We start from the raw sequence: 22942 nt of genomic DNA on the forward strand, positions 1-22942 counted from the left end.
CTGTGTGATCGTTTCTTACAACGTTGCAAAGGTTCCGCCCCGGATGCCGGTCCGCCACCGCGGACAGTGGGGCTCCAGTACCGCCTCAGCCCATACACTTGTTTGCTCCACCCAACCCGGAAGGACTGCGTGATGATGAAGTCACGTCCCATGGCCGCGACCCTGGCGCTTTTTACCGCCGCCGGCCTCATGCTCGGCGGCTGTTCCGCCCCCACCGCCGAGGACAGCGGGGAAAAAAAGCTCACTTTCATGTTCCGCGGAGGTGAAGACGAAAAGAAGGCCTACGAGAAAGCTGTGGCCCAGTTCGAGGCGGACAACAACGTGGACGTGGACATCATCGTCACCACGGCCGACCAGTACGCCACCAAACTGAAGGCCGCCATCGCCGGCAAGCAGGTTCCTGACGTCTTCTACATCGGCCCCGGGGATGTCCAGGCCTACGTGCAGAACGGCATCGTCAAGGACATCACCGAATACGTGGAAGGCTCGGACACCATCGACCTGGACAACATCTGGGAATACGGCGTGGACAGCTACCGCTACGACGGCAAGCGCGTGGGCGAAGGTGCCATCTACGCCCTCCCCAAGGATGTTGGACCGTTCTCCTTCGGCTACAACAAAACCATGCTGGAAAAGGCCGGCATCCCCCTGCCGGACAAGGACAAGCCGTACACATTTGACGAATTCGTGGCTGCCGCCAAGAAGCTGACCGCCGATACGAACGGTGACGGAACGCTGGACCAGTGGGGAACCGGCCTGAACGTCCAGTGGAACCTGCAGCCCTTCGTCTGGTCCAACGGGGGCGACTGGCTGAACGAGGACCGGACCAAGGTCACCGTGGATACACCCGAATTCGCCGAATCCCTGCAGTGGTTTGCTGACCTGCAGAACGTCCATGGAGTCACTCCGTCCGTTGCCGAGGCCCAGACCCTTGACACCTACCAGCGCTGGATGAAGGGGGAAATCGGCTTCTTCCCCATCGCCCCCTGGGACCTGTCCACCTACCAGAAGCTCGGCTTCGACTGGGATGTCATCCCGTACCCTGCAGGTGAGTCCGGTGAAACCGCCAGCTGGATCGGAACATTGGGCATCGCCGTTTCGGAGAGCACCAAGCACCCGGAGGACGCGGTCAAGCTCGTGGAGTACCTCACCGCCAACAAGGAAGCCCAGCAGAGCCTGGTGGACGCCGGAATCCAGATCCCCAACCTGAAGGACATGGCCGAGGCCTGGGCTGCGGACACCACCACCAAGCCTGCCAACAAGGCAGAGTTCCTGGAAATTGTGAAGGACTACGGCAGGGCGCTTCCGGGCGGCAACACCTTCAACGCCGAGTGGTACGACGAACTCTTCACCAACATCCAGCCGGTGCTCGACGGCAAGCAGACGGCCGCCGACTACCTGAAGGAGGCGCAGCCCCGAATGCAGGAATTCCTGGACGCCGCCAACCAGCAGGCCGGCAACTAGGAGCTGTGATCACCGGTATGACAACCATTACGCGCCTACGACGCTCACGGCTTCACCGGAAGGAACACCAGGCAGCGCTCCTCTTCGTTGCCATACCGGTGATCGGCTTCCTCCTCTTTACGCTCTTCCCGCTCCTCTTTTCGGTCTACGCGTCCTTCACCAACTGGAACGGCATCTCGGCGCCGGTCTTCAAGGGCCTGGACAACTACACCAAGATGTTCGGCGACCGCTACTTCCTGAAGTCGCTGTGGAACACGCTGTACATGATGATCGGAATCCCCATCGGGCTGGTCATCTCCCTGGCACTCGCCCTGGCGATGAACCGCAAGATGCGCGGAACAACCTTTTTCCGCACGGTCTACTACCTGCCCGTGATTTCGTCCATCGCCGCCGTCGCCATCCTGTGGCAGTGGGCCTTCAACGGCGACTTCGGCCTGATCAACCAGGGCCTCGCCCTGGTGGGCATCGACGGCCCCAACTGGCTCCAGGACACCGCAACCGTCAAACCGGCGCTCATCATCATGGCCATCTGGAAAGGCCTGGGCTACTCCATGCTGCTCTACCTGGCAGCCCTGCAGTCCGTGCCCCGCTACCTCTATGAGGCGGCAGCGCTGGACGGCGCCACGGCCTGGCAGCAGTTCCGCCACATCACTATCCCCATGGTCCGCCCGGTCACGTTTTTCCTGATTGTCACCAGCATCATCGGCGGATCCCAGATCTTCGTGGAAATCAACATCATGACCCCCACGGGCGGGCCGGAGTTCGAGTCCGCGTCCATCGTTTGGTACATCTGGCAGAAAGCGTTCGACAACCTGCAGATGGGCTACGCCTCAGCCATGTCGGTGGTCCTGGGACTGCTGGTGTTCATCATTACCTTCATCCAGTTCCGGCTCAACCGCCGCAACCAGTTTTCGATCGATTGAGGCAGGCAGCCATGTCCGCACAGAACGTGATCACCACACCGCCGCTGGAACCCACGGACGCCATTCCCGGTGCCGGGCCGTCCCCCCGGCAGGCCGGTCCCGCCAAGGACCCGGGCGGGCGCTCAATCAAGGACCGCACCCGGCTGGGCAACCTCCTCACCACCGTCATCCTGTCCCTGGGTGCGGTAGTGATGATTGCCCCGCTGGCCTGGACTTTTTCGACGTCCCTGAAAACGAAGGACGGCGTCTTCGAACTTCCGCCGCAGTGGATCCCGGATCCCTTTGTGTGGGAGAACTATGCCCGCATCTGGACAGCCGGCCCCCTTCTGAGCGGCATCCAGAACAGCCTGATCGTGGCCTGCTCGGTGACCATCATCGGGTCGCTGACGTCCGCGCTCGCTGCCTTCGCGTTCGCCAAGATGCGCATGCCGTTCAAGAACGTGCTCTTCCTGGGGCTGCTCTCCGGCCTGATGATCCCGTTCCCCACGCTAATGATTCCGCAGTTCACCATCTTCGCCGGCATCGGCTGGGTGGACACCCTGCTCCCCTTGATCGTGCCGGGGCTGTTCGGCAACATCATCATGATCTTCTTCCTGCGCCAGTTCCTGAACAGCGTGCCGGATTCCATCGTGGAGGCCGCCCGGATCGACGGCGCGTCCTACCTCCAGATCTTCTGGAAGCTGATCATGCCCGCCATCCGGCCGGCGCTCGCAGCACAGTTCATCCTCTGGTTCATGGCCGTGTGGAACGACTACCTGGCGCCCATCATCTACCTCAACTCGCCGGAAACGCAGACCCTCCAGCTGGTCATCGCCAACTTCAACGCGCAATACGCCATCCAGACCGACTACCCGCTGATCATGGCGGCGTCCTTCATTGCGCTGCTTCCGGTGCTGATTGTCTTCATCGTCTTCCAGCGCCAGATCATCGAATCCATTGCGCTCTCCGGATCCAAGGGCTGAACCGTGCCGCATCCGGACCTCGACCAACTGACCGTGCAGCCTGAGCTCCTCCCGGCGGAAACCAACGCCGACCCCGCTTCCTGGGGCGCGCGCCACGCGCATGACCCCACCGTGGTGCGCGACGACGATGGCACCTACTACATGTTTTCCACTGACGCCGTTGCCAATTCCACAGATATTCCTGCTGGGGTACATATCCGCAGGTCGCCTGACCTCGTGCGGTGGACCTACGCAGGAACAGCGTTCGACGGCGTTCCTGCCGCTGCCGCTGAATGGTCCGGCGCGAGCGGGATCTGGGCCCCGGAAGTGGTCCGCTGGCCGGGCGGTGGCTGGCACATGTACTACTCCGCCTCGACTTTCGGCTCCAATACGTCCGCCATCGGACTGGCGGTGGCACCTGCCCCCGAGGGCCCGTGGGAGGACCGCGGCATCGTGGTGGCGACCAAGTCCGGGGAACAGACCCAGAACGCCATTGACGCGGCTGTCACGTTCGGCCGGGACGGGCAGCCCTGGCTGAGCTACGGATCGTTCTTTTCCGGAATTTACACCCTGCCGCTGGACCGCAATTCCGGCATGCCGCTTCAGCGCGGCGACCTGGGCACCTGCATCGCCAGCCGCCCTGCCTCCGTGGACCGGGCCATCGAGGGCGCCTTCATCATCTACCGTCCCCATGAGGACCGCTATGTCCTGTTCTGTTCCTACGACTCCCTCTTCAGCACCTACAACATGCGGGTGGCGGTGGCGGACCACATCACCGGACCCTACCGGGATGTCCGCGGACGGTCCCTGACGGACATGGATGTCCCGCCGTCCACCATCGGCACCAAGGTCCTGGGGAGTTACCGCTTCGACGGCGGCACAGGCTGGCTCGCGCCCGGGCACAACTCGGTCCTCACCCAGGACGGCCCGGACGGTACCGAGGAGTATTTTGTTGTGCACCACGTCCGCTTCGCGGATGATCCGAGCCAGCACGTGGTGCAGGTGCGGCGGATGTACTTCAACGCCGCCGGCTGGCCGGTGGTCTCACCGCAGCCGTACGCGGGCAGGGACAGCGAGGTCCTGCAGGTTCCCGTTCCCGTGAACGGGAGCTGGCAGGTGCTCCGGTTCGCTCCTGAATCCACAAAGGTGGTGGAGGCGGTTCCCCTCCGGGTTGAAAGCCGGCAGGATGCCAATGCCGGCCAGATTGTCCTGGACGGGCCGGAGCGGCTGTTCCTTCTCGTGCAGGATCCGGACGTCGGCACCGTGGAGCTGGACGCCGTCGTGTTTCCCTCGTGGGACTGGGCGGGCAACCGCCCCGCCCTGTCCTTCAGCGGTATCGCCGCTGACGGAGCGGTGTGGAGCGGCACCCGGGAGGACTCATGAACGAGGCTCCCCTGGGATGGGCCGGACGACTCATGGACTGGCTGCGGTTCGCCACCAACCTGGTCCTGGTCAACGTGCTGTTTGCCGCCGGAACGCTGGCCGGCCTGGTGCTCCTGGGTGCGTTCCCGGCGGCTGTCGCTGCCACCACGGTCCTCGCCCGGCTGCGCGCCGGCGAATCCGGACACGTGATGCGCGACTTCGTGGCCGTCTACCGCTCCCGGTTCCGGCACGCCAACCTGGTGGGCATTGTCTTCTGGCTGGCCGCCCTGGTGCTGGGCCTCAACCTGCTCACGGCCTCGGTGCCGTCCGGCGCCCAGGCTTCCCCGATGCACACCGTCCTCCTGCTCCTGTCCACGCTGGCCGGCGGGGCTGCACTCCTCGCGGCAGCCATCGCGGTAACCCTGTGCGGACGGTACCGCGACTCCGTCCGAAGCATCTGGCGGACGGCATTTGTCCTGCCGCTTGTTTCCCCTGTCATGACCCTGTCCCTGCTGGCAACCCTGGCTGCCGCCGTCGTCGTCTTTTCCGCCCTGCCGGTGCTGCTGCCGCTGGTCGGCGCATCGCTTCCGCTGCTGCTGTCCGGTTGGCTGGTGGCGCGCCGGCTGGCTGCGCTTGAAACCGTGGATCCCGCGTCCAACCATCCAGTCACTTCTCCCAGCCCAACCAGGTAGCGCTAACTGCCGTTTTGACACGCCATAACGACACTTAGCGCTACCTAGTTGGTATCTACAACGTTATAAAGAAAAGGAAAACCCGTGACCATCACCTCTCCTGCCGCAGAAGCCACCCTGGCCGTTGTGGCGCCCACTGTCATTACCGTCGAGCGTTCGGCCGTGGTGGCCCCCGTCAGCCGCCGCATCTTCGGTTCCTTCGTGGAGCACCTGGGCCGCTGCGTCTATGACGGCATCTACGAGCCGGGCCACCCGACTGCCAACGAGGACGGCTTCCGCCTGGACGTCATCGAACTCGTCAAGGAACTCGGCTCCAGCACCATCCGCTACCCCGGCGGCAACTTCGTCTCGGGCTACCGCTGGGAGGACGGCGTTGGCCCCCGGGACCAGCGGCCGGTACGCCGCGACCTCGCCTGGCACTCGCTCGAATCCAACCAGGTGGGCCTGGACGAGTTCGTCCGCTGGTGCAAGCTCACCGGCTCGGAGCTCATGATGGCCGTCAACCTGGGAACCCGCGGCATCGAAGCCGCCCTTGACCTGCTGGAATACACCAACCACCCGTCCGGCACCGCGCTGAGCGAGCAGCGCATCGCCAACGGCGCCAAGGATCCCTACAACATCCGGATGTGGTGCCTGGGCAACGAGATGGACGGGCCCTGGCAGATCGGCCACATGTCCGCCGAGGACTACGGAAAGCTTGCCGCCCGCACCGCGTCCGCAATGAAGACAGCGGACAAAAACCTGGAACTGGTGGTCTGCGGCTCGTCCGGATCCTCCATGCCCACGTTCGGCGAGTGGGAGCGCGTGGTCCTGGAGCACAGCTACAACTACGTGGACTACATCTCCTGCCACGCCTACTACCAGGAACGCAACGGGGACCTGGGCTCCTACCTCGCCTCCTCGCTGGACATGCAGTACTTCATCGAAACCGTGGTGGCCACGGCTGACCACGTCAAGCACAAGCTCAAGAGCAAAAAGACGATCCAGCTCTCCTTTGACGAATGGAATATCTGGTACCTGGACGAGCACCAGGCCTCCGACGAGGTCAACGAGGAATGGACCCACGCGCCGCGCCAGCTGGAGGACACCTACTCCGTGGCTGACGCCGTGGTGTTCGGCAACCTCCTCATGACGCTCCTGAAAAACCACGACCGGGTTGCCGCCGCGTCACTCGCACAGCTGGTCAACGTGATCGCGCCCATCATGACCGAACCCGGCGGAGCCACCTGGCGGCAGACCACGTTCTTCCCGTTCTCCGTCACGTCCCGGCTGGCCAAGGGCGAGGTCCTGAGGCCGCGGATCGACGCCGGAACCTACACGACGGCGGTGTACGGCGATGCCCCGCTGGTGGACTCAGTGGCAACCACCGACGCCGCCACGGGAGAATCGGCCATCTTCCTGGTGAACCGCAGCCTGACAGAGTCGATTGACGTGACTGTCAACGTCTCCGAACTCAACGCCGCCGTCATCACCGAGGCTGTGACCCTGCACGACGATGACGTGTACGCCAAGAACACCTTGCAGGACCAGGACCGTGTGGGCCTGAAGCAGCTCGACGGCGCCGTCCTGGAGGAGGGCACGCTCACCGTGACCCTGCCGCCTGTGTCCTGGTCCGCCGTCGCGCTCGGCTGACGTGGTCCGGCCAAACGCGTCTCCCGCCGGCCGCCCTGCTGTCCGACTGACAGTGGTGCGGCTGGCGGCGGTGCTGGCCGCCGTCGTCGTGCTGGTCCTGACTGGATGCGGGGCCGTGCCGCCGGCGTCGGACGTTCGCCCGGCCGCTGAACTCAGTGGTGACTTCTTCACCCACGATCCAGCCCTGGTGAAGGGCGGGAACGGCGAACCGTGGTTCATCTACTCGACGGGGAACGGGCAGGTGGCGGACGGCAACATCCAGGTGCGGCGTTCGGACGACGGCGTGAACTGGGAGTACGCGGGTGAGGTGTGGCAGGAGAAGCCGGCCTGGCTCAAGGAAGCGGTGCCGGGCGTGGACAACCTCTGGGCGCCGGAGCTCTACCAGCATGACGGCGTCTGGTACCTGTACTACTCCGCTTCGACGTTCGGGAAGAACCTTTCCGTGATCGCCCTGGCCACCAACACCACCCTGGACCCGGCAGACCCCGCCTACAAGTGGGTGGACCGGGGGCAGGTGATCTCCTCGAAGGGGGAGCGGTTCAACGCCATCGATCCCGGCATCGCCGAGGACACGGATGGAACGCCGTGGATGTCCTTCGGTTCCTTTTGGAACGGCTTGCAGGTGGTACAGCTGGAGTGGCCCGGAGGGCTCCGCGCCGATGCCGCGGAACCCATGGTGATCGCCGACCGGCAAGAACCGCCGAACGCCATCGAGGCGCCCTGCATCCTGCCGCACGACGGCGCCTACTACCTGTTCTTCTCCCGCGACTTCTGCTGCCAGGGCCTGAAGAGCACGTACAACATTGCCGTGGGCAGGGCGGACAGCATCGCCGGACCGTACGTTGATGCTGACGGAAAAGCACTGCTCGACGGCGGCGGCACGCCTGTGCTGGGCACGGCAGGCAACCGGGTGGGACCGGGCGGGCAGTCAATCTCCGGCGGGACGCTCGCCTACCACTACTACGCAAAGGACCTGGACGGCGCCTTCCGGCTGGGGCTGCTGGACCTGGAGTGGAAGGACGGCTGGCCCTCTGTGTCCCAGGACTGATGCGGGCCGGGCGCGCAGGGTCAGCCGCCCGCGCCTACCGTGGATTCGCGCGGCAGCACCTGGAACGCCGTCTCGATTTCCCGGGGCGGCGTCCCGTCCGGGTCCTTGATCCGTTCCATCAGCATGCGGATGGCGGTTTCGGCGATCTCGGTGCGGCCCGGGTCCACGGTGCTGAGCGTGGGGAGGGAGTAGCGGGTCTCATCCAGGTCGTCGAAACCGATCACCGCAACATCGTCCGGAACCCGGTATCCGGCTTCCTGCAGGACGCGCACGGCACCCTGCGCCAGGGTGTCGTTCAATCCGAAGACGGCATCAAAGTCGGCGCCGCGGTCCAGGAGGTCGTGCATGGCTGCCGCGCCGTTGGACCGGTGCCAGTCCACTACGTAGGCGACAATGCCGTCGTCGTACGGAATGCCTCGCGCTTCCAGCGCCTCACGGTAACCCCGCAGGCGCAGGCCGGCCGAGCCGATGACCTCCCCTTCGTGGGCACCCACCACGGCAATGCGCTTCCGGCCGATGTCCAGCAGGTGCTCGGTGGCTGCCCGGGCGGCGGTGACATTCTGCATGGTGACGTGGTCCGAGGCGCTGCCGAAGATGCGCTCGCCGAGCAGGACGATGGGCACGTCGGCCTTGATCAGGCCGGCGTCCTCCTGGCCGAGCGCCAGCGGGCTGAAGATCAGTCCGTCCGACATTTTCAGCCGCGGGCTGGCCATCACCTCGAGTTCGCGGCTGCGGTCGGCTCCGGTCTGTTCGATGAGGACCACCAGCCCCCGCTTGGCGGCGGCCTCGATCACCGCGTCCGCGAGTTCGGCGAAGTACGGCAGTTTCAACTGGGGCAGGGCCAGCGTGATGGCGCCCGTGTGGCCTGACCGGAGACTGCGGGCGGTGAGGTTGGGCCGGTATCCCAGTTCCTGGATGGCCTGTTCAACCTTGGCGCGGGTGGTATCCCGGACGTGCGGGTGGTTGTTGATGACGTTGGAGACGGTCTTGAAGGACACTCCTGCCACGCGGGCAACGTCGTGCAGCGTAGCCGCCATGGCGGTTCCCCCTTGTGTCGGTCCAGGGCTTAGATACCCATGAGGGTGATTTTACAACGTTGAATCCTTCAGCCGCGGAGCGGTCAGCGCCGTTTCCGGTCCTTGCCGCCGGAGCGTTCCTGCCGTTCGGCCATGCCGCGCTCGGCCCAGCGCTGCGACTTCCCGGCCGCTACCACCTTCTGGTGCCACTCCCGCTGGTAGGCGCGCTGGGCTGCAACATCGCTCCGCCGGGCGAGGGCTGCCAGCTCGCGTTGCAGCTTCAGGTAGCTGTGCCAGCGCCGATCGGTAAGCCTCCCGTCCGCGATGGCGTCCTGGACTGCGCAGCCCGGTTCGCCCTGGTGGGAGCAGTCCGCGAACCGGCAGTTCGCGGCCAGGTCCTCCACATCTGCGAACATTTCGCCCAGGCCGTCCTCGGCGTCGAACAGCCCGAAGCCCCGCACCCCCGGGGTGTCCATGAGGACCGTGCCGTTGGGCAGCGGCACCAGTTCCCGGGACGTGGTGGTGTGCTTGCCCTTGAAGTCACCGGAGCGCACCGCACCCGTGTGCTGGACCTCGTGCCCCACCATCGCGTTGATGAGTGTCGACTTGCCCGCCCCCGAAGGGCCCAGGAGCACGATGGTCCCGCCGGGAGGGATGTGCCACAGCAGTTCGTCGATGCCGTCCCCGCTTTCCGCCGAAGTGGTGACCACCTCCACGCCGGCGGCCTGCAGGATGACTTTCCCGACGACGTCGTCCGCCACCTCGGCCAGGTCCGCCTTGGTAATGATCACCAGGGGAGTGGCGCCGGAGTCCCACGCGGCAACAAGGGTCCGCTCCAGCCGGTTATGCGTGAGGGGCCGGTCCACCGGCACCACCACGCCCACCATGTCCATGTTGGCGGCCAGTAACTGCGCCGCGGAGGAGTCCTCAAATGCCCGCTTGCGGCTGAGCTCGGACCGGCGGGGCAGGACGCCCAGGATCTGGCGCTCCCCCGCCCGGTTGGGTCCGATCCACACCCAGTCGCCGGTCACGGCAGCCTCACCGGTCAGCGGGTACGGCACATGGAGGAGTTCGCCGTCCACGGCCACCAGCAGCAGGTTCCGGTCTACCCGGACCACGCGCCCCCGGCCGCTCGCTTCCGGCATGGGGTGGGCATCGAAATGATGGGCCACCGCGGCTGTGTACCCGTAGCCGGACGGCCCGTCAGTGCGTAAAGGGTTGTTGGTTGTGGTGCTGTCCAGGGCGTTGCCTGAAGAAGTATTCACTGTGGTTACCTCGGGAAGGTCCCCGATGCACCAGGAAGCTCTGGCGGAACCAGGCTGAGGAACGCCGCCGGGAAATTGTCAGGCGGGGCCGGTGCAGTCGAGGGAAATGGTCTGGTTGATGGGTGCAGGGCGCTCGCGGCGCGCGGCAATCGCAGTCATCAAAACCACCTCCATTCCCTCGGGGTCCCGTATTCTGCCAAGCCACGGCAGGGGGACGGGACCTACTCTAGCCGCGGCCTCCGCCGGGGGCCAGACCCCCGGCAGGAAAAGCCGGATCCAGTGCGCGCGGTTGTCAGCCCTGCAGCTCCAGTGCCCTCTTCTGGCGTGCAGAAATGGATGAGACGTACCCGCAGTTGCTGCAGGTGATGAGGTACTTCCGGGACGTCGTGAACACCGGAATGAAGAACAGGGTGAACTTGGTGGCCCGCTCTTCAAGGTGGTGGTGGACAAACGAGCGGCAGTACTGGCAGCTCGCCGCCTTGCCCTGAAGTGCTTTCTGTACCGTCTTGAAGCCAAAGAGAAGGAACATGGCCGGCCTTTCGGGTAGTCCGTATGCTGATGGTACGTATGCTTATGAACCACCCTAGGTGGTCCGTCGCGTATTTCTCATGGTGCGGGTTCTGCTGCTGCCTGGGGGAGTGCGGTGCGATACTGGGGGCAGGCAGCATTTCGGGCGTTTGGGGGACTTCGGAAACATGGCTCTGGACACGGCGACCCTCCGGATCGCATTCGGCCTGATGGCGCTGGTGCTGGTTGTCCTCTTCTACTTTTCCGCCTACCGGGTCACGCGGTCGCCGTACAGCGGCTGGTGGTGCCTGGCGCTGGTGTTTTTCCTGGCCGGTTCAGGATTTTTCCTGCTCGACGGCACTCCCCACCAGATCTGGGCCAACCCGCTCGGGAACGTGCTGCTGGTGCACGGCGGCGTGGCGGTCTGGGCCGGCGCCCGCTCCCTGCGCACGGTGCCGCCGCCGAAGTGGGCGTTTACGGGCATCCCCCTGGTCACGCTGATTGCCTCCGTCCTGGACAACCCGGCCACCAACACGTGGTCCGGCGGCCCGGTGTTCCTGGCCGCCATGACCCTTTCCATCGGCCTGGCGTCGCGGGAGCTGTGGCGTCTTGAACCCGGCTATTCACGCGTCAGGGTTCCCATGGCGGTGGCGGCTGGCGGGTTGGCTGTCTTTTACTTCTTCCGCTGGCTGGTTTTCCTGGCGGAAGGCCAGCACGGGCCCACCTTCGTGACAGTTTTCGGTTCCGCGGTGACCACCCTGGTGACCATGGTCCTGCTGGTGGTGGTTTCCTTCAGCATGGCCGCCCTGAGCAGCGAACAGCAGACCCGTGCCCTCCGGGTGGTGGCGTCCCGTGACGACCTGACCGGGCTGCTCAACCGGAAAGCCTTCCTGGACCTCGCTGCCGAGCAGCTGACGGACCATGACATCACCAAGGGCTCCGGGGCGCTGATCCTGGCCGACCTTGACCACTTCAAAGTGGTCAACGATACCTACGGGCATGCCGCCGGGGACTTTGCCCTGCAGTCCTTCGCGGACGCCTGCACCGCCACCGTCCGGTCCACGGACCTGGTGGGGCGGTACGGCGGGGAAGAGTTCGTCCTCCTTGTCCCGGGGGCCAGCGCGGAACGGGCCGAATTGATCGCCGAGGAAATCAGCCGGCGCCTGGCGTCGGCCCCCACGGTGGACGGGATAGAGATGCCCACCGCCAGTTACGGGATCTCCCTCTACGATTCCCGGACCCCCGACGTGGAGGAGCTCATCGCCTCGGCCGACGCCGCCCTGTACAGGGCCAAGTCACTGGGCAGGAACCGGACTGCCCGCAGCGACCGGCTGACGTAACCGGCCACCACCCTCCCGCAGCCTGCCGGACCCCGTTGTCAAACTGTGGCCTGCAAGGGGGGACATGGACCGGGGCGGCACGGAAGGCGGCTGATAAAATGGCCGGGTTGCAGGGCGGCCTTCATGCTGGTCCAACCAGCGCCGTATTCGAAGTAGGGGACCAGACGACATCATGACGGCAGGCGGGTCACACCTCGGGACTTCGGAGAGCAGGCCTGGCGCGCCCGTCAAGGCCTCCGGCCCGGCAAAAGGCCACGCCTACCTTGCCACCATTGAAGGTTTTGTTGGCTCCCTCATGATGTTTGTCGGTTCGATCGGGACCGGCTGGATAGCCAACGGCTCACCCATGATCCGCCAGCCGGTGGTCATCGCGCTCCGCACCGAAGGCTGGGGCGTCACCGTCTCCACCATCCTGCTGACCGTTGGCGCCATGGTGCTGATGCGGTCCTGGCTGCGGCTGGGGCAACGGCTTGCGGACTGGGGAAAAAATTCGCTGCGTTCCGTGGTGATCGCCATCTCTGCCTGGTCCCTGCCACTGCTCTTCTGCGTGCCGGTGTTCTCCCGGGACGTGTACGCGTACACGGGGCAGGGCCGGCTGGTGATGGAGGGCCAGAATCCCTACGAGGTGGGCATCTCCACGCTCAACAACTGGTTTGCCCTCGGTGCCGATCCGGCCTGGGCGGAAAACCGGACGCCGTACGGCCCGTACTTCCTGTGGCTGGCACGCGGCGTGGTGGGGCTAACGGGAGCCCAGCCGGACGTGTCCGTCCTGCTCTTCCGCCTGCTGGCCGGCGTCGGCGTGCTGCTGTGCGTTATCTACGTGCCGAAGCTTGCGGAGCTGCACGGCATCAATGGCGCGCGGGCGCTGTGGATCGCCGTTGCGAATCCGTTGTTCCTGATCAGCTTCATCGCCAGCGCCCACAACGACGCCCTGATGGTGGGCCTCGCCGTGGCCGGCGCCTATTTCGCCGCCACGCGCCGCTACCTGCTGGGCATCCTCCTGGTCACAGCGTCCATCGGCATCAAGCCGATCACCGTGCTGCTGCTGCCGTTCATAGGAGTGATGTGGGCAGGTGCCTCCGCGTCCTGGCCCCGCAAGTTCCTGATATGGGGCGCGACGGCGGGCATCAGCTTCGGCGTGCTGCTCCTGAGCGGTATCCCCTATAACCTGGGGATCGGCTGGACCTGGGCCATCATGGACCCCACCCCCGGCTACACAGGCTATTCGCCCTCAGGCTTCCTGGGCCAGCAGGTGGAAATGCTCGCCAACGCGCTGGGCCTGCCGGGCGGAACACTCGCCACGTGGCTGCGAACCGGCATGAAGTGGGCCGCCATCGCGCTGGTGCTGCTGCTGATGTTCCGCGGCGACTATTCGCGGGCGGTGCGCCGGATGGCGCTGGCGTTCACCGCCGTCGTGATGCTCTCGCCCATCATCCAGCCCTGGTACATCCTGTGGTTCCTGCCGTTCCTGGCCGTTACCGGGATCCGGGACGACTGGCAGATCCGCTCCCTGTATGTGGGCGTCACGTTCTTTGTGGTGTTCGGCGCGCAGGACCAGCTCTCCGTGTGGTCGTTCGTGGAGCTGCCCATTGATGCGTCGTCCCTGGCGTTCGTGACGGCCCTTGCCTTCACGTTCTACCTTCTATTCCTCGATGTGCATACACGCAAGCTGCTGATCGAGGGCAGGCCGCTGGACCTGGCGAAGCGCGGCTGGCGCTGGATCCTGGAGCGGCGGCACGGCCTGCAGAACGCGGGCAACCGCTAGCTACGCGCCCGCGGCCACCGGCGACGGCGTCTTCCGGCCGAGCTCGGCCGTCCGCTTCACGGACCACCAGAGCAGGACCACCAGGAGCACGTTGCGGGTGGTGAGGATGGCTGCCATCACGGGGTGGGCATGGATGAGCGGCGTGTAGAAGAGCGGGTAGATCACGAAGGTGGTCATGGCGATGCCCATCAGCAGGGCTGCCGGCACTTTCCAGCGCGCCCAGTCGTGCGTGAGGCCAGCGATGATCACCGGCGCCAGCCAGATGATGAACTGCGGCGAGCCCACCTTGTTGAAGACGATGAACGCGGTGACCATCATGAGGGAACCCTCGAGGAACAGTTCCTCACGTTCGGCGCCGCGGTTCATTGCGCGGACCAGCAGGATGGCGGCCCCCACGGCGGCGAGGATGAGCAGCGGCTGCATCAGGAACGCCGCCGTGCCGGCTCCCGGGCCGTAGACCTCGGTGGAATTGATGGCCGTGTTGTCCGCCATTTTGGAGCCGGCGATGTTGAAGACGCTCAGCCAGACCCAGGGCGTGGAGAAGGTGGCCTCCAGCTGCATGCCGCGCTCGCCCTGGTTGGTGAGGAAGTCCATGATGTGCGGCAGGCCGCCGGAAAGCCAGGTGCCCAGGGCTACGACGGCGGTGACGGCGACGCCGGACAGGACAACCTGGATGCGCTTGTGGCTGGCGATCACGATGGGCGCCAGCACCGCTGCCGGCCACACCTTGATCCAGGTGGCGATGCTGAGCAGGATGCCCGCCACCACCGGCCGCTCTGCGGCGTACAGCAGCGCGATCAGGACAATGGGGGCGGTGATGCCTTCCACCCGGGCGAAGCTGAGGTAGCCCATAAAAACGGTGAAAAAGAGCCACCACCAGGCGGGGGCTATCCCGCTGGCCTTCCGCCGTCCGCGGGTGAGGTAGAAAAGCCCGACGGCGTTGAGGGCTGCGATGAGCAGGAACCAGACCAGGAGGTAGAGGCCTGGCCCCGCGATGTTCGCGAGGAAGATGGGAATCTGTGCCAGGACGGGATAGACCCAGGGGCTGATTTTGCCGTCGAGGTCCGCGGGGTTGTACCCGTCCATGGCCCACTGGCGGTACTGCTCGGTGTCACTGAAGGTATCGCCGTGCAGGAAGAAGGACGCCATCCAGCCCAGGAAGTAGAGATGGACGACGGCGAAGCCCCACCACACGCTGGAAGGGCGGGCGAACCAGTCCACCACCTTTGCGGGAAGGACCCTGCTGCGGATGCTGACCAGGCGGTCAAAGAACCTCGTGGAAATGTCAGGACTCCTTGAGCGCGGGGGTTGCCGCCGGTGTCTTCTTGCCCAGCGAATACAGCCGGCGGACGCTCCAGAGGAACAGGACCACCAGGAGGACGTTCCTGATGGTCAGCACCAGGGCCATCCACGGGTTGTTGTGGCTGAGGGCGTCGTAGAACAGCGGGTAGATGAAGTAGGTGGCTACGGCGATGACGATCAGCATGGCGGCCGGGACGCGCCACTCACGCCAGCTGTGCGCCAGTCCGACCGCGACGGCGGGGGCGAGCCACACCATGAACTGCGGGGAGCCCACCTTGTTGAAGACCACAAATGCTGTGGCAAGCGTCAGGGCGCCGGCCAGGAGGAGTTCCGCGCGGTCCACGCCGCCGCTGGCTTTTCCGTTATGCAAGGCCCAGAACGTCAGGCCGGCCACCAGGAGTGCGGCGAGGATCAGGAGGGGCTGCATGAGGACGGACATCACGGCGGTACCGGGGCCGTCCACCTGCATGGAGTTGATGTCCGTGTTCATGTACATCCGTGAATCACCGATGTTCAGGACGGACAGCCAAAGCCACGGGGTGGTGAAGGTGGCTTCGAGCTGCATGCCGCGGTCACCCTGCTGGGTGAGGAAGTTCAGCAGCTTGGTGACACTGCCAACCGCCGCGGCAAGCGCAACGACGCCCGCCGTCGTCGCGATTCCTGCCAGCACCACCTGGAGCCTGTTCTTCAGGACGGCGAACAGGGCCAGCATCACGGCGGCCGGCCAGACCTTCACCCAGGTGCCGATGGCCAGCAAAACAGACGCGATGAAGGGACGGTGCACGCCGTAGGCGAGGGCCACCAGCACCAGCGGGGCGGTGAGGCCGTCCACCCGGGCGAAACCCAGCCAGCCCATCATGAAGGTGAAGACAAGCCACCACCAGCCGGCGGGGATGGCCTCTTTGGTGCGGCCGCGTTCGGTCAGTTTGAGCAAGGCCCAGCCGTTGAGGAAGGTGGTCATCAGGACCCAGAGGAAGAAGAATGGTCCGGGCCCGGCGATGCCGGCGATGGCCATGGGGATGAGCGCGAGGATGGGGTAGACCCAGGGGCTGGGGCCGCCCGTGAGGTTGGCGTCGTCGAAACCGGCCATGGCCCAGTCGCGGTAGATGAAGGTATCGCTGAACGCCTCACCGCGGAGGGAGAGCGAGGCGGCGAAGACGAGGAAAACAAGGTGCACCACGATGAACCCGCCCAGGAGGCCGCGGCCGGTGTTCAGCCGGTCGCGCACCGGTGCCGGGAGGATGACGTTGCGGATCCGGGTGAGATTGCCGAAGAAAGCGTCGGTGGAAATGGCGGAATCCTTGTCAGGTCGTTGCACAGACAGGTCGTTGCGCAGTGGTGCACGGGTCATGCCGGGAGACTTCTCCGGGGCATTGGAGGCGTTCAAAAACAGCTTCCACTCCCCATCAACTCTAAGTGACCACCCCTCGGGGCCCGTAATTGCTGTGCCTGCTGCCAGGAGTACGTGCCGCTGACCTGCGCTTCTTTATTACTTGATTTTTCAAGTTGCTGGCGGCGCCGTGCTAGGGCATTATGAACTGGGCAGTAAGATGCCCTGCCGCGTCGGTAGCTTGGGGGAGCGGAACGGCGCTTGTCCCACCCCTAAAACACTAAGGCTAGACCCATGACCGCCAACTTTCCTCTGACCTTGACCGTCGCAGACCGCGCAAGCATGGACAGCGAGCTCGACGCCGCTGTCACCGCTGCCAAGGCCCACGCCCTCGCTGAGAAGCGCCACGGCATCCTTGTCACGCGGCACGGCGCGGACAAGTTCACGGTGGCCCTGAGCGAGACGGTCCCCTTCGGCCTGACGCGCGAACACCAGGCCTGGTAGCCACCTTTTCCTGTTGAGACGGGTCCGGCGCTGCTAGCTGCCGGGCCCGTTTCCAGTTACACGGCCGCTGCGCTGCTGCAGCCTGTCGATATGCTTGGACGCTTCCGCTTTGCTGAGGTCCGCCGGGAGCTCTTCCCCTGCCTCCCGCGCCAGCGTGTCCAGGTAGCTCCGCTGCGCCGCGGTCATGGGTTCATCTCCCGTCACCCAATCTTCCGGGTCCCGGTTGAGGCCTGCGTCCGGTTCAGGCGTAGAGCTGCCGATGGTTTCCTTGTTTTCGCTCATGCCAGAAAGTCTAGGCTGGGCCCCCGACAGTTTGAACGCCCGGCTGCCCGGAAACCATCATCGAGGCGCTTTGAGCAGGCGTTCGGCGCCCATGATCTTTCCGCTCAATACACCGAGCCCTCGAGCAGCTCGGAAAGCCGACTTGCGGCACGCCGCAGTTCCGGAACTCCGGCCTTCAGTGTTGCTTCGCTGGCTGCCTCGACGGGACTGGTCAGCGAAATCGACTCGCTCGGGGTCCGCCCTGTCCTGTTGCGCACGGCAACCGCCACCGAGAGCACTCCCGTGGCGCGCTCATCAGCGGAGTACGCGTACTCGGCGCCGGGCTCCGGCAGCCTTGAGCGAAGCTCGGCTGCCGTGAGGTTCGGGTCCTCCTGGCCTGCCGCAACAGCCGCCCGTACCACCTGCTGAAGCTCGTCATCGGACCATGAAGCCAGCAGGATTTTTCCCGCGGCCCCCAGCGTGAGGGGCAGGCGCTTGCCCAGCGGAAGGTCATAACGCAGGGGCGCTTCGCCATCCACGCGTGCCACCAGGATCCGCTCGAAGCCCAGCCGCGTGTACAGCGACGCCGTCAGTCCGGTCTGCGAGGCAACCTGCTGCAGGATGGGACGGGCCGCGACCACGAGTGGATCGTTTTCCAGGAAACTCCTCGCGGCCGGCAGGACGGCCGGCCCAATCCGGTAGGACTTGTCCGTCTGGCTGACCATGCCGAAATCCTGAAGCACGCGCAGGATTCTCAGGGTTGTTGGGAGGCTCATGCCGCAGGTCTTGGCAAGATCACTGAGGCGCTGCGGGCGCTCGGCCCGCTGGAGTTCCGCGAAAACCTCCAAGGCCCTGGAAAGGGAGCGCATGTTGGAGGCCTTGGGGCCCTCCTCAGCCGGGGTTTCCGTTGATGTCGTCATCGCCATTCTTTCATTCTATGTAAGTTCCTTGCGCTTGACAGCAGGTGTGTCTGCTGTCACTATTTCTCTGTACGCAATATAGTTTCATTCTGTGAAATACCGCAACGCGGAGTGAAAGCACGCACAGTGAGAAGGAATCCATGACAACGGAGTCAGTCACAGCCAAACCCGAAAGCCCTGCCCGGGTGGCACCGTCTGTGCTGGCCGGCATCGGCGCGTTCGCCGCCGTCGGCGTCTACGTCCTGGTCAGTTCGATTGAGCTCGGCCTGTGGACGTCGCTGGGCCCCGGCCCGGGCCTGTTCCCCTTCGCCATGGGCGCCGTCCTTGCCGCGATGTCCGTCGTCTGGCTGCTCCAGGAGCTCCGGCGGCCGAGCGAAACGGCCGAAGGCGTGGACCGCGCACTGGTCATTGCCGTCGTCGTGAGCCTCGTGATCCTCGCGGCCGTGATGGACCTGCTCGGCTTCCAGCTGAGCATGTTCCTCTTCCTGATGTACCACCTGAAGCTGCGCGGCGGCAGGGCCTGGCCTTCCTCCCTGATCACCTCACTCGCCGGCAGCGTGGGCGCCTTCTACGCCTTCAACTACGGCCTCAACGTGGCACTGCCCGTCTCAGCCTTCCCCCTGCTGAACACGATCGGACTCTGAACGTGGATATCTTCAACGAACTTATGGGCGGCTTTGCGGCCGCCATGACCTGGCAGAACCTGCTCTTCGCCTTCCTCGGCTGCCTCCTGGGCACGATCATCGGCGTCCTGCCCGGCATCGGCCCGGTAGCCGGCGTCGCGCTGCTCATCCCCCTCACCCTGAACCTGGACGCCACCGGAGCGATCATCATGCTCTGCGCCATCTTCTACGGCACGGCCTACGGGGGAACCATCACCAGCGTCCTGCTGAACACCCCCGGTGAGGCTGCCTCTGCCATCACCACCATCGACGGCTACGCCATGACCAGGATCGGCAAGGCCGGCGCCGCACTGACCATCGCCGCCGTCGGATCCTTCGTGGGCGGCACCATCGCCACCCTGGGCCTGGTGGCGGCCGCCAAACCGCTGGGAGAACTGGGTTTGCTCGTAGGCCCGCCCGAGTTCTTCGCGCTGATGGTGGTGGGCATCTCCCTGCTCGTGGCCCTCGCCGGCAAATCCATGGTCAAGGCCGTCATTTCCGGCGCGCTCGGCCTGCTGATCGCCATGGTGGGAATCGACCCCGTAGCCGGCGCGCCCCGGTTCACCTTCGGCATGGACCGGCTCCTGGACGGTGTCAGCTTCGTCGCCGTGATCGTGGGTGTCTTCGGCCTGTCCGAACTGCTGTCCTACCGAAAGGGCAACGCCACCCCCAACGTGCACGCCCCCAACCTGCGTTCCCTGCTTCCCACCGGCAATGAATGGCGCCGCAGTGCCCCGGCCATGGCCCGCGGCACCGGCATCGGGTTTGGCCTGGGACTCATCCCGGGCATGACCGGCTCCGTGTCATCCCTGCTCTCCTACGGCGCCGAGAAGAAGTTCTCCCGCTACCGCAACGAACTCGGCAAGGGCGCCATCGAAGGCGTCGCCGGCCCGGAAACGGCCAACAACTCCCACGCCAACGCCGCCCTGATCCCGCTGTTCACCCTGGGCATCCCGGCATCACCCACCATCGCGGTGCTCATGGGAGCCTTCCTCCAGCAGGGCCTCACCCCGGGACCCACCCTCTTCACCGAACACTCCGACATCGCATGGGCCATCATCGCCAGCCTCTTCATCGGCAACCTGCTCCTGCTGGTCCTGAACGTTCCCCTGGTGGGACTGTGGACCTCCATCCTCCGGGTTCCCACCACCATCCTCACCGCCCTGATCCTGCTCTTTATGGTCATCGGCGCGTACACCATCAACTTCAGCGTCTTCGATGTCTTCGTCATGATCGGGTTCGGACTCCTGGGCCTGGCCCTCCGGCATCTGGACATCCCGCTGGCTCCCATGGTGCTGACCCTGGTGCTCGGGCCCCTGATGGAACGCTCGCTGCGCGAATCCCTCGAAATCTCCCAGGGTGACTTCAGCATCTTCACCAGCCGTCCCATCTCAGCAGTCCTGATCGGCCTTGGACTGCTGATCATCTTCAGCCCGCTCCTCAAGCTCCGCAAGCCGAAGGCGCTCAACGAAGATCCCGAAACCTAAACCACCCCGCACTTACCCCCAACACCCGCTTCAAAGGAGAAGAACCATGAAAACCCGTCCGCGTATCGCCGCCGCCCTCGCGGCTGCATCCCTGATCGCCCTCACCGGCTGCGGCGCCAATGCCGGAGCCACCAACGCCTCCGCCAGCGACTTCCCAAGGAAGGGCAAGACGATCGAGCTGGTCGTGGCCTTCTCCTCCGGCGGTGCCGTGGACACGGCCGCCAGGCTCATCCAGCCCATCCTGGAAAAGGAACTCGGCACGAACGTCGAGGTCATCAACAAGCCCGGAGCCGGCGGCCAGATTGGCTACACCCAGCTGACCAGCGCTGCACCCGACGGCTACACCATCGGTGCCACCGGTTCCCCGTCCGTCGTCGTTTCGCCCCTGGACCCTGCCCGCGGTGCCAAGTACACCCGCGACAGCTTCCAGCCCCTCGCCCGCCAGGTCATCGACCCCACCGTCATCGCAGTCCAGCCGGACAGCCCCTACACAACGCTGAAGGAACTCCTGGACGCCGCCAAGGCAAACCCCAAGTCCATGACCGCCAGCACCACCGGGCTCCAGACCGGTGAACACTTCGCCATGGCGCAGATCCAGGAAGCCACCGGTGCCGAGTTCGCCCCCGTGCACTTCTCTGAAGGCGCTTCCCAGGCCACCACTGCATTCCTGGGCAAGCACGTGGACATCCTCGTGGCCAACGTCAGCGACGTGGTTGACCTGACCAAGCAGGGCAAGGCCCGCGTCCTGGGCGTCATGTCCGCTGAAAAAGCTCCCTCGCTGCCGGACGTTCCCACGTTCAAGGAAGCCGGCTACGACCTCACTGCAGGCACCGCCCGCGGCTACTCAGCACCTGCCGGACTGCCTGACGAGGTGGCGGAGAAGCTTGAAACAGCAATCCAGAAGGCCATCGAAGACCCTGCCGTGGTGCAAAAAATGGACGACCTCGGCCTGCAGACCAGCTACCTCTCCGGCGAGGACTACAAGCAGTTCTGGGCCGGACAGGAAGAGGACTTCAAGAAGGTCCTGCCGCTGGTCCAGAAGACCGACTGACCCTCCCGCAATCACCGGACGGAAGAAACCATCATGACAACCCCAGCCCTTGACACCATCGACGCCGACTTCCCCCGCCCTGACCGGGACGTGGTGGACCGCCTCGCCAAGCTTCCGGCCGCCAACATTGGTGACGCCATGGACCGGCTCGGCGTTGCGGACTCCGGCATCCAGGCCATCTGGCCGGGTGCCGTCCTGGCCGGTCCCGCCTTCACAGTGTGGACCCGGCCCGGCGACAACCAGGGCATCCACAAGGCATTGGAGCTGGCCCGGCCCGGAGACGTCATCGTGGTGGCCGGGGGCGGCGACGCCTCCCGCGCCCTGCTCGGCGAACTCATCGGCGAGCGGGCCATCAACCTCGGCATCGCCGGCTTCGCCCTGGACGGAGCAGCGCGCGACGCCGAGGCGCTGGGTGAGATCGGCATGCCCGTCTTCGCCCGGGCTACTTCCCCCGCCGGCCCCTACAAGAACGGCCCCTTCCGCCTGGGGACACCCCTCGCCTTCGGCGGTGTCCCCGTGCTGCCGGGCGATGTGATTGTCGGTGACTCCGACGGCCTCGTAGTGGTTCCCCGGGACCAGGCGGCCGCCGTCGCAGAGGCTGCAGAAGCAGTTTTCGCCGACGAAACCAACCGCCGGCAGGCCATCGTGGCAGCCCGGTCCTAGAGCAAGAAAGACAGAGAGAACCATGACAGCGGTAACCGTTATTGGCCTCGGCGAAGCCGGCGCCACCTACGCCGCGGCACTTCACGCCGCAGGCCATGACGTCACGGGCTTTGACCCTGTTGCGCCCACCACCCCTGCCGGCGTCGCCCGCGCAGCAACAGCAGCGGAAGCCTGCACCGGGGCCGGCATCGTCCTGGTGATGACCGGCGCCGCCGCGGCGCGCAGCGTGGCCGAGGAGTGCCTTCCGGTCCTGGATGCAGGCAGCTGCTACGCGGACTTCACCTCGTCCTCGCCCGGCGTCATGCAGGAGCTCGGACAGCTGCCCGGCAAAGCCGACTTTGCCGACGTCGCCATCCTGGGTCCCGTCTCCGCGCTGGGGGAGAAGACGCCCCTCATGGTCAGCGGGCCCGGAGCCCAGGCAGTGGCGGACCTCCTCTCCCCGCTGGGTGTCGCCGTCGAAATTGCCGAGGGTGAGCCGGGCGCGGCCATGGCGCACAAGCTCCTTCGCAGCGTCCTGATGAAGGGCCTTGCGTCGGTGGTGGTGGAGGCCGTGACTGCCGGCCGCGCCGCAGGACTGGAAGAGTGGATCCGTGCCCAGATCGCCAGCCAGCTGGCCGGCGACGGCCAGGCCGTCATCGACAGGTTCCTCACCGGCACTGCCAAGCACGCGGTGCGCCGGTCCAAGGAAATGCAGGACACCGCCAGCTACCTGGCGGACCTGGGAGTGCCGGCAGAGATGACCGCGGCCTCCGCCGCTGCGCTGGCACGGATAGCCCAGGAAACGGCACCAGCCTTGCGCTGACCGCA

Annotated in this window: 22 protein-coding genes; 15 read left to right on the forward strand and 7 right to left on the reverse strand. The window is 65.5% G+C overall.

The genetic code is table 11. The features are described from left to right. Positions 1-132 precede the first annotated feature (132 nt). From P2Q66_RS18180 to P2Q66_RS18210, 7 genes are all read left to right on the forward strand, one after another. Positions 133-1464, forward strand: coding sequence for a sugar ABC transporter substrate-binding protein (locus P2Q66_RS18180; protein ID WP_275730391.1), 1332 nt, complete (start codon positions 133-135; stop codon positions 1462-1464). A gap of 17 nt (positions 1465-1481) precedes the next feature. After that, complete coding sequence (locus P2Q66_RS18185; protein WP_275730392.1) at positions 1482-2387, forward strand: sugar ABC transporter permease; 906 nt, start codon at positions 1482-1484, stop codon at positions 2385-2387. A gap of 11 nt (positions 2388-2398) precedes the next feature. Next, complete coding sequence (locus P2Q66_RS18190; RefSeq protein ID WP_275730393.1) at positions 2399-3349, forward strand: carbohydrate ABC transporter permease; 951 nt, start codon at positions 2399-2401, stop codon at positions 3347-3349. Between the two features lie 3 nt (positions 3350-3352). Next, positions 3353-4711: an arabinan endo-1,5-alpha-L-arabinosidase gene (locus P2Q66_RS18195; RefSeq protein ID WP_275730394.1), complete on the forward strand. Its 1359-nt coding sequence runs from the start codon at positions 3353-3355 to the stop codon at positions 4709-4711. Further along, positions 4708-5382 carry a DUF624 domain-containing protein gene (locus P2Q66_RS18200; protein ID WP_275730395.1) on the forward strand — a complete coding sequence of 225 codons (675 nt, stop codon included), beginning with the start codon at positions 4708-4710 and terminating at the stop codon, positions 5380-5382. Before P2Q66_RS18195 ends, P2Q66_RS18200 begins: the two co-directional genes overlap by 4 nt. Before the next feature lie 126 nt (positions 5383-5508). Further along, positions 5509-7014 carry an alpha-N-arabinofuranosidase gene (locus P2Q66_RS18205; protein WP_275730448.1) on the forward strand — a complete coding sequence of 502 codons (1506 nt, stop codon included), beginning with the start codon at positions 5509-5511 and terminating at the stop codon, positions 7012-7014. A gap of 1 nt (position 7015) precedes the next feature. Continuing rightward, complete coding sequence (locus tag P2Q66_RS18210) at positions 7016-8062, forward strand: arabinan endo-1,5-alpha-L-arabinosidase (RefSeq protein ID WP_275730397.1); 1047 nt, start codon at positions 7016-7018, stop codon at positions 8060-8062. 20 nt (positions 8063-8082) lie between these two features. Here the strand turns inward: P2Q66_RS18210 and P2Q66_RS18215 are convergent, their stop codons facing one another. The 3 genes from P2Q66_RS18215 to P2Q66_RS18225 all read right to left on the reverse strand — a co-directional run bounded on the left by P2Q66_RS18215 (position 8083) and on the right by P2Q66_RS18225 (position 10872). Continuing rightward, on the reverse strand, positions 8083-9099 hold the full coding sequence (locus P2Q66_RS18215; protein WP_275730398.1) for a LacI family DNA-binding transcriptional regulator: 1017 nt from the start codon (positions 9097-9099) through the stop codon (positions 8083-8085). A gap of 83 nt (positions 9100-9182) precedes the next feature. After that, positions 9183-10343 (reverse strand): ribosome small subunit-dependent GTPase A, encoded by a 1161-nt coding sequence (rsgA, locus tag P2Q66_RS18220; RefSeq protein ID WP_275730399.1) that lies wholly within the window; start codon positions 10341-10343, stop codon positions 9183-9185. A 292-nt stretch (positions 10344-10635) separates the two neighbouring features. Then, positions 10636-10872: a zinc-ribbon domain-containing protein gene (locus P2Q66_RS18225; RefSeq protein WP_275730402.1), complete on the reverse strand. Its 237-nt coding sequence runs from the start codon at positions 10870-10872 to the stop codon at positions 10636-10638. Positions 10873-11038: 166 nt separating this feature from the next. On the opposite strand from P2Q66_RS18225, the gene P2Q66_RS18230 reads away from it, so the two are divergent. Continuing rightward, positions 11039-12190: a GGDEF domain-containing protein gene (locus P2Q66_RS18230; protein WP_275730404.1), complete on the forward strand. Its 1152-nt coding sequence runs from the start codon at positions 11039-11041 to the stop codon at positions 12188-12190. 172 nt (positions 12191-12362) lie between these two features. After that, complete coding sequence (gene mptB, locus P2Q66_RS18235; RefSeq protein WP_275730406.1) at positions 12363-13955, forward strand: polyprenol phosphomannose-dependent alpha 1,6 mannosyltransferase MptB; 1593 nt, start codon at positions 12363-12365, stop codon at positions 13953-13955. Here mptB and P2Q66_RS18240 read toward each other — a convergent pair whose 3' ends face one another. Both P2Q66_RS18240 and P2Q66_RS18245 read right to left on the reverse strand, forming a co-directional pair. Continuing rightward, on the reverse strand, positions 13956-15179 hold the full coding sequence (locus P2Q66_RS18240) for a glycosyltransferase 87 family protein (protein WP_275730409.1): 1224 nt from the start codon (positions 15177-15179) through the stop codon (positions 13956-13958). 61 nt (positions 15180-15240) lie between these two features. After that, on the reverse strand, positions 15241-16608 hold the full coding sequence (locus tag P2Q66_RS18245) for a glycosyltransferase family 87 protein (protein WP_275730410.1): 1368 nt from the start codon (positions 16606-16608) through the stop codon (positions 15241-15243). 273 nt (positions 16609-16881) lie between these two features. On the opposite strand from P2Q66_RS18245, the gene P2Q66_RS18250 reads away from it, so the two are divergent. Next, the gene (locus P2Q66_RS18250; RefSeq protein WP_079599040.1) at positions 16882-17091 is read left to right on the forward strand and encodes a hypothetical protein; all 210 of its coding nucleotides are present in this window, start codon (positions 16882-16884) and stop codon (positions 17089-17091) included. A 33-nt stretch (positions 17092-17124) separates the two neighbouring features. On the opposite strand, the gene P2Q66_RS18255 is transcribed toward P2Q66_RS18250, so the two are convergent. Together P2Q66_RS18255 and P2Q66_RS18260 are read right to left on the reverse strand one after the other, a co-directional pair. After that, positions 17125-17373, reverse strand: coding sequence for a DUF3072 domain-containing protein (locus tag P2Q66_RS18255; protein ID WP_079599039.1), 249 nt, complete (start codon positions 17371-17373; stop codon positions 17125-17127). A gap of 104 nt (positions 17374-17477) precedes the next feature. Further along, entirely contained in the window at positions 17478-18272 is a 795-nt protein-coding gene (locus P2Q66_RS18260; RefSeq protein WP_275730450.1) for an IclR family transcriptional regulator, read from the reverse strand. A 140-nt stretch (positions 18273-18412) separates the two neighbouring features. Here P2Q66_RS18260 and P2Q66_RS18265 point away from each other — a divergent pair, with 140 nt between their 5' ends. Genes P2Q66_RS18265 through P2Q66_RS18285 form a run of 5 tightly spaced genes read left to right on the forward strand, consistent with a single transcriptional unit; the run spans position 18413 to position 22937 of the window. Continuing rightward, positions 18413-18916 (forward strand): tripartite tricarboxylate transporter TctB family protein, encoded by a 504-nt coding sequence (locus P2Q66_RS18265; RefSeq protein ID WP_079599037.1) that lies wholly within the window; start codon positions 18413-18415, stop codon positions 18914-18916. A gap of 2 nt (positions 18917-18918) precedes the next feature. Beyond that, positions 18919-20421: a tripartite tricarboxylate transporter permease gene (locus P2Q66_RS18270; protein WP_275730412.1), complete on the forward strand. Its 1503-nt coding sequence runs from the start codon at positions 18919-18921 to the stop codon at positions 20419-20421. A 46-nt stretch (positions 20422-20467) separates the two neighbouring features. Then, positions 20468-21472, forward strand: a complete 1005-nt coding sequence (locus tag P2Q66_RS18275; RefSeq protein WP_275730413.1) for a tripartite tricarboxylate transporter substrate binding protein — start codon at positions 20468-20470, stop codon at positions 21470-21472. Positions 21473-21505: 33 nt separating this feature from the next. After that, positions 21506-22135, forward strand: a complete 630-nt coding sequence (locus tag P2Q66_RS18280) for a methyltransferase (protein WP_275730414.1) — start codon at positions 21506-21508, stop codon at positions 22133-22135. A 22-nt stretch (positions 22136-22157) separates the two neighbouring features. Then, the gene (locus P2Q66_RS18285) at positions 22158-22937 is read left to right on the forward strand and encodes a DUF1932 domain-containing protein (protein WP_115524904.1); all 780 of its coding nucleotides are present in this window, start codon (positions 22158-22160) and stop codon (positions 22935-22937) included. Positions 22938-22942 lie beyond the last annotated feature (5 nt).

This window comes from Arthrobacter sp. Cr_A7, assembly GCF_029222765.1.
Lineage (GTDB): Bacteria > Actinomycetota > Actinomycetes > Actinomycetales > Micrococcaceae > Arthrobacter.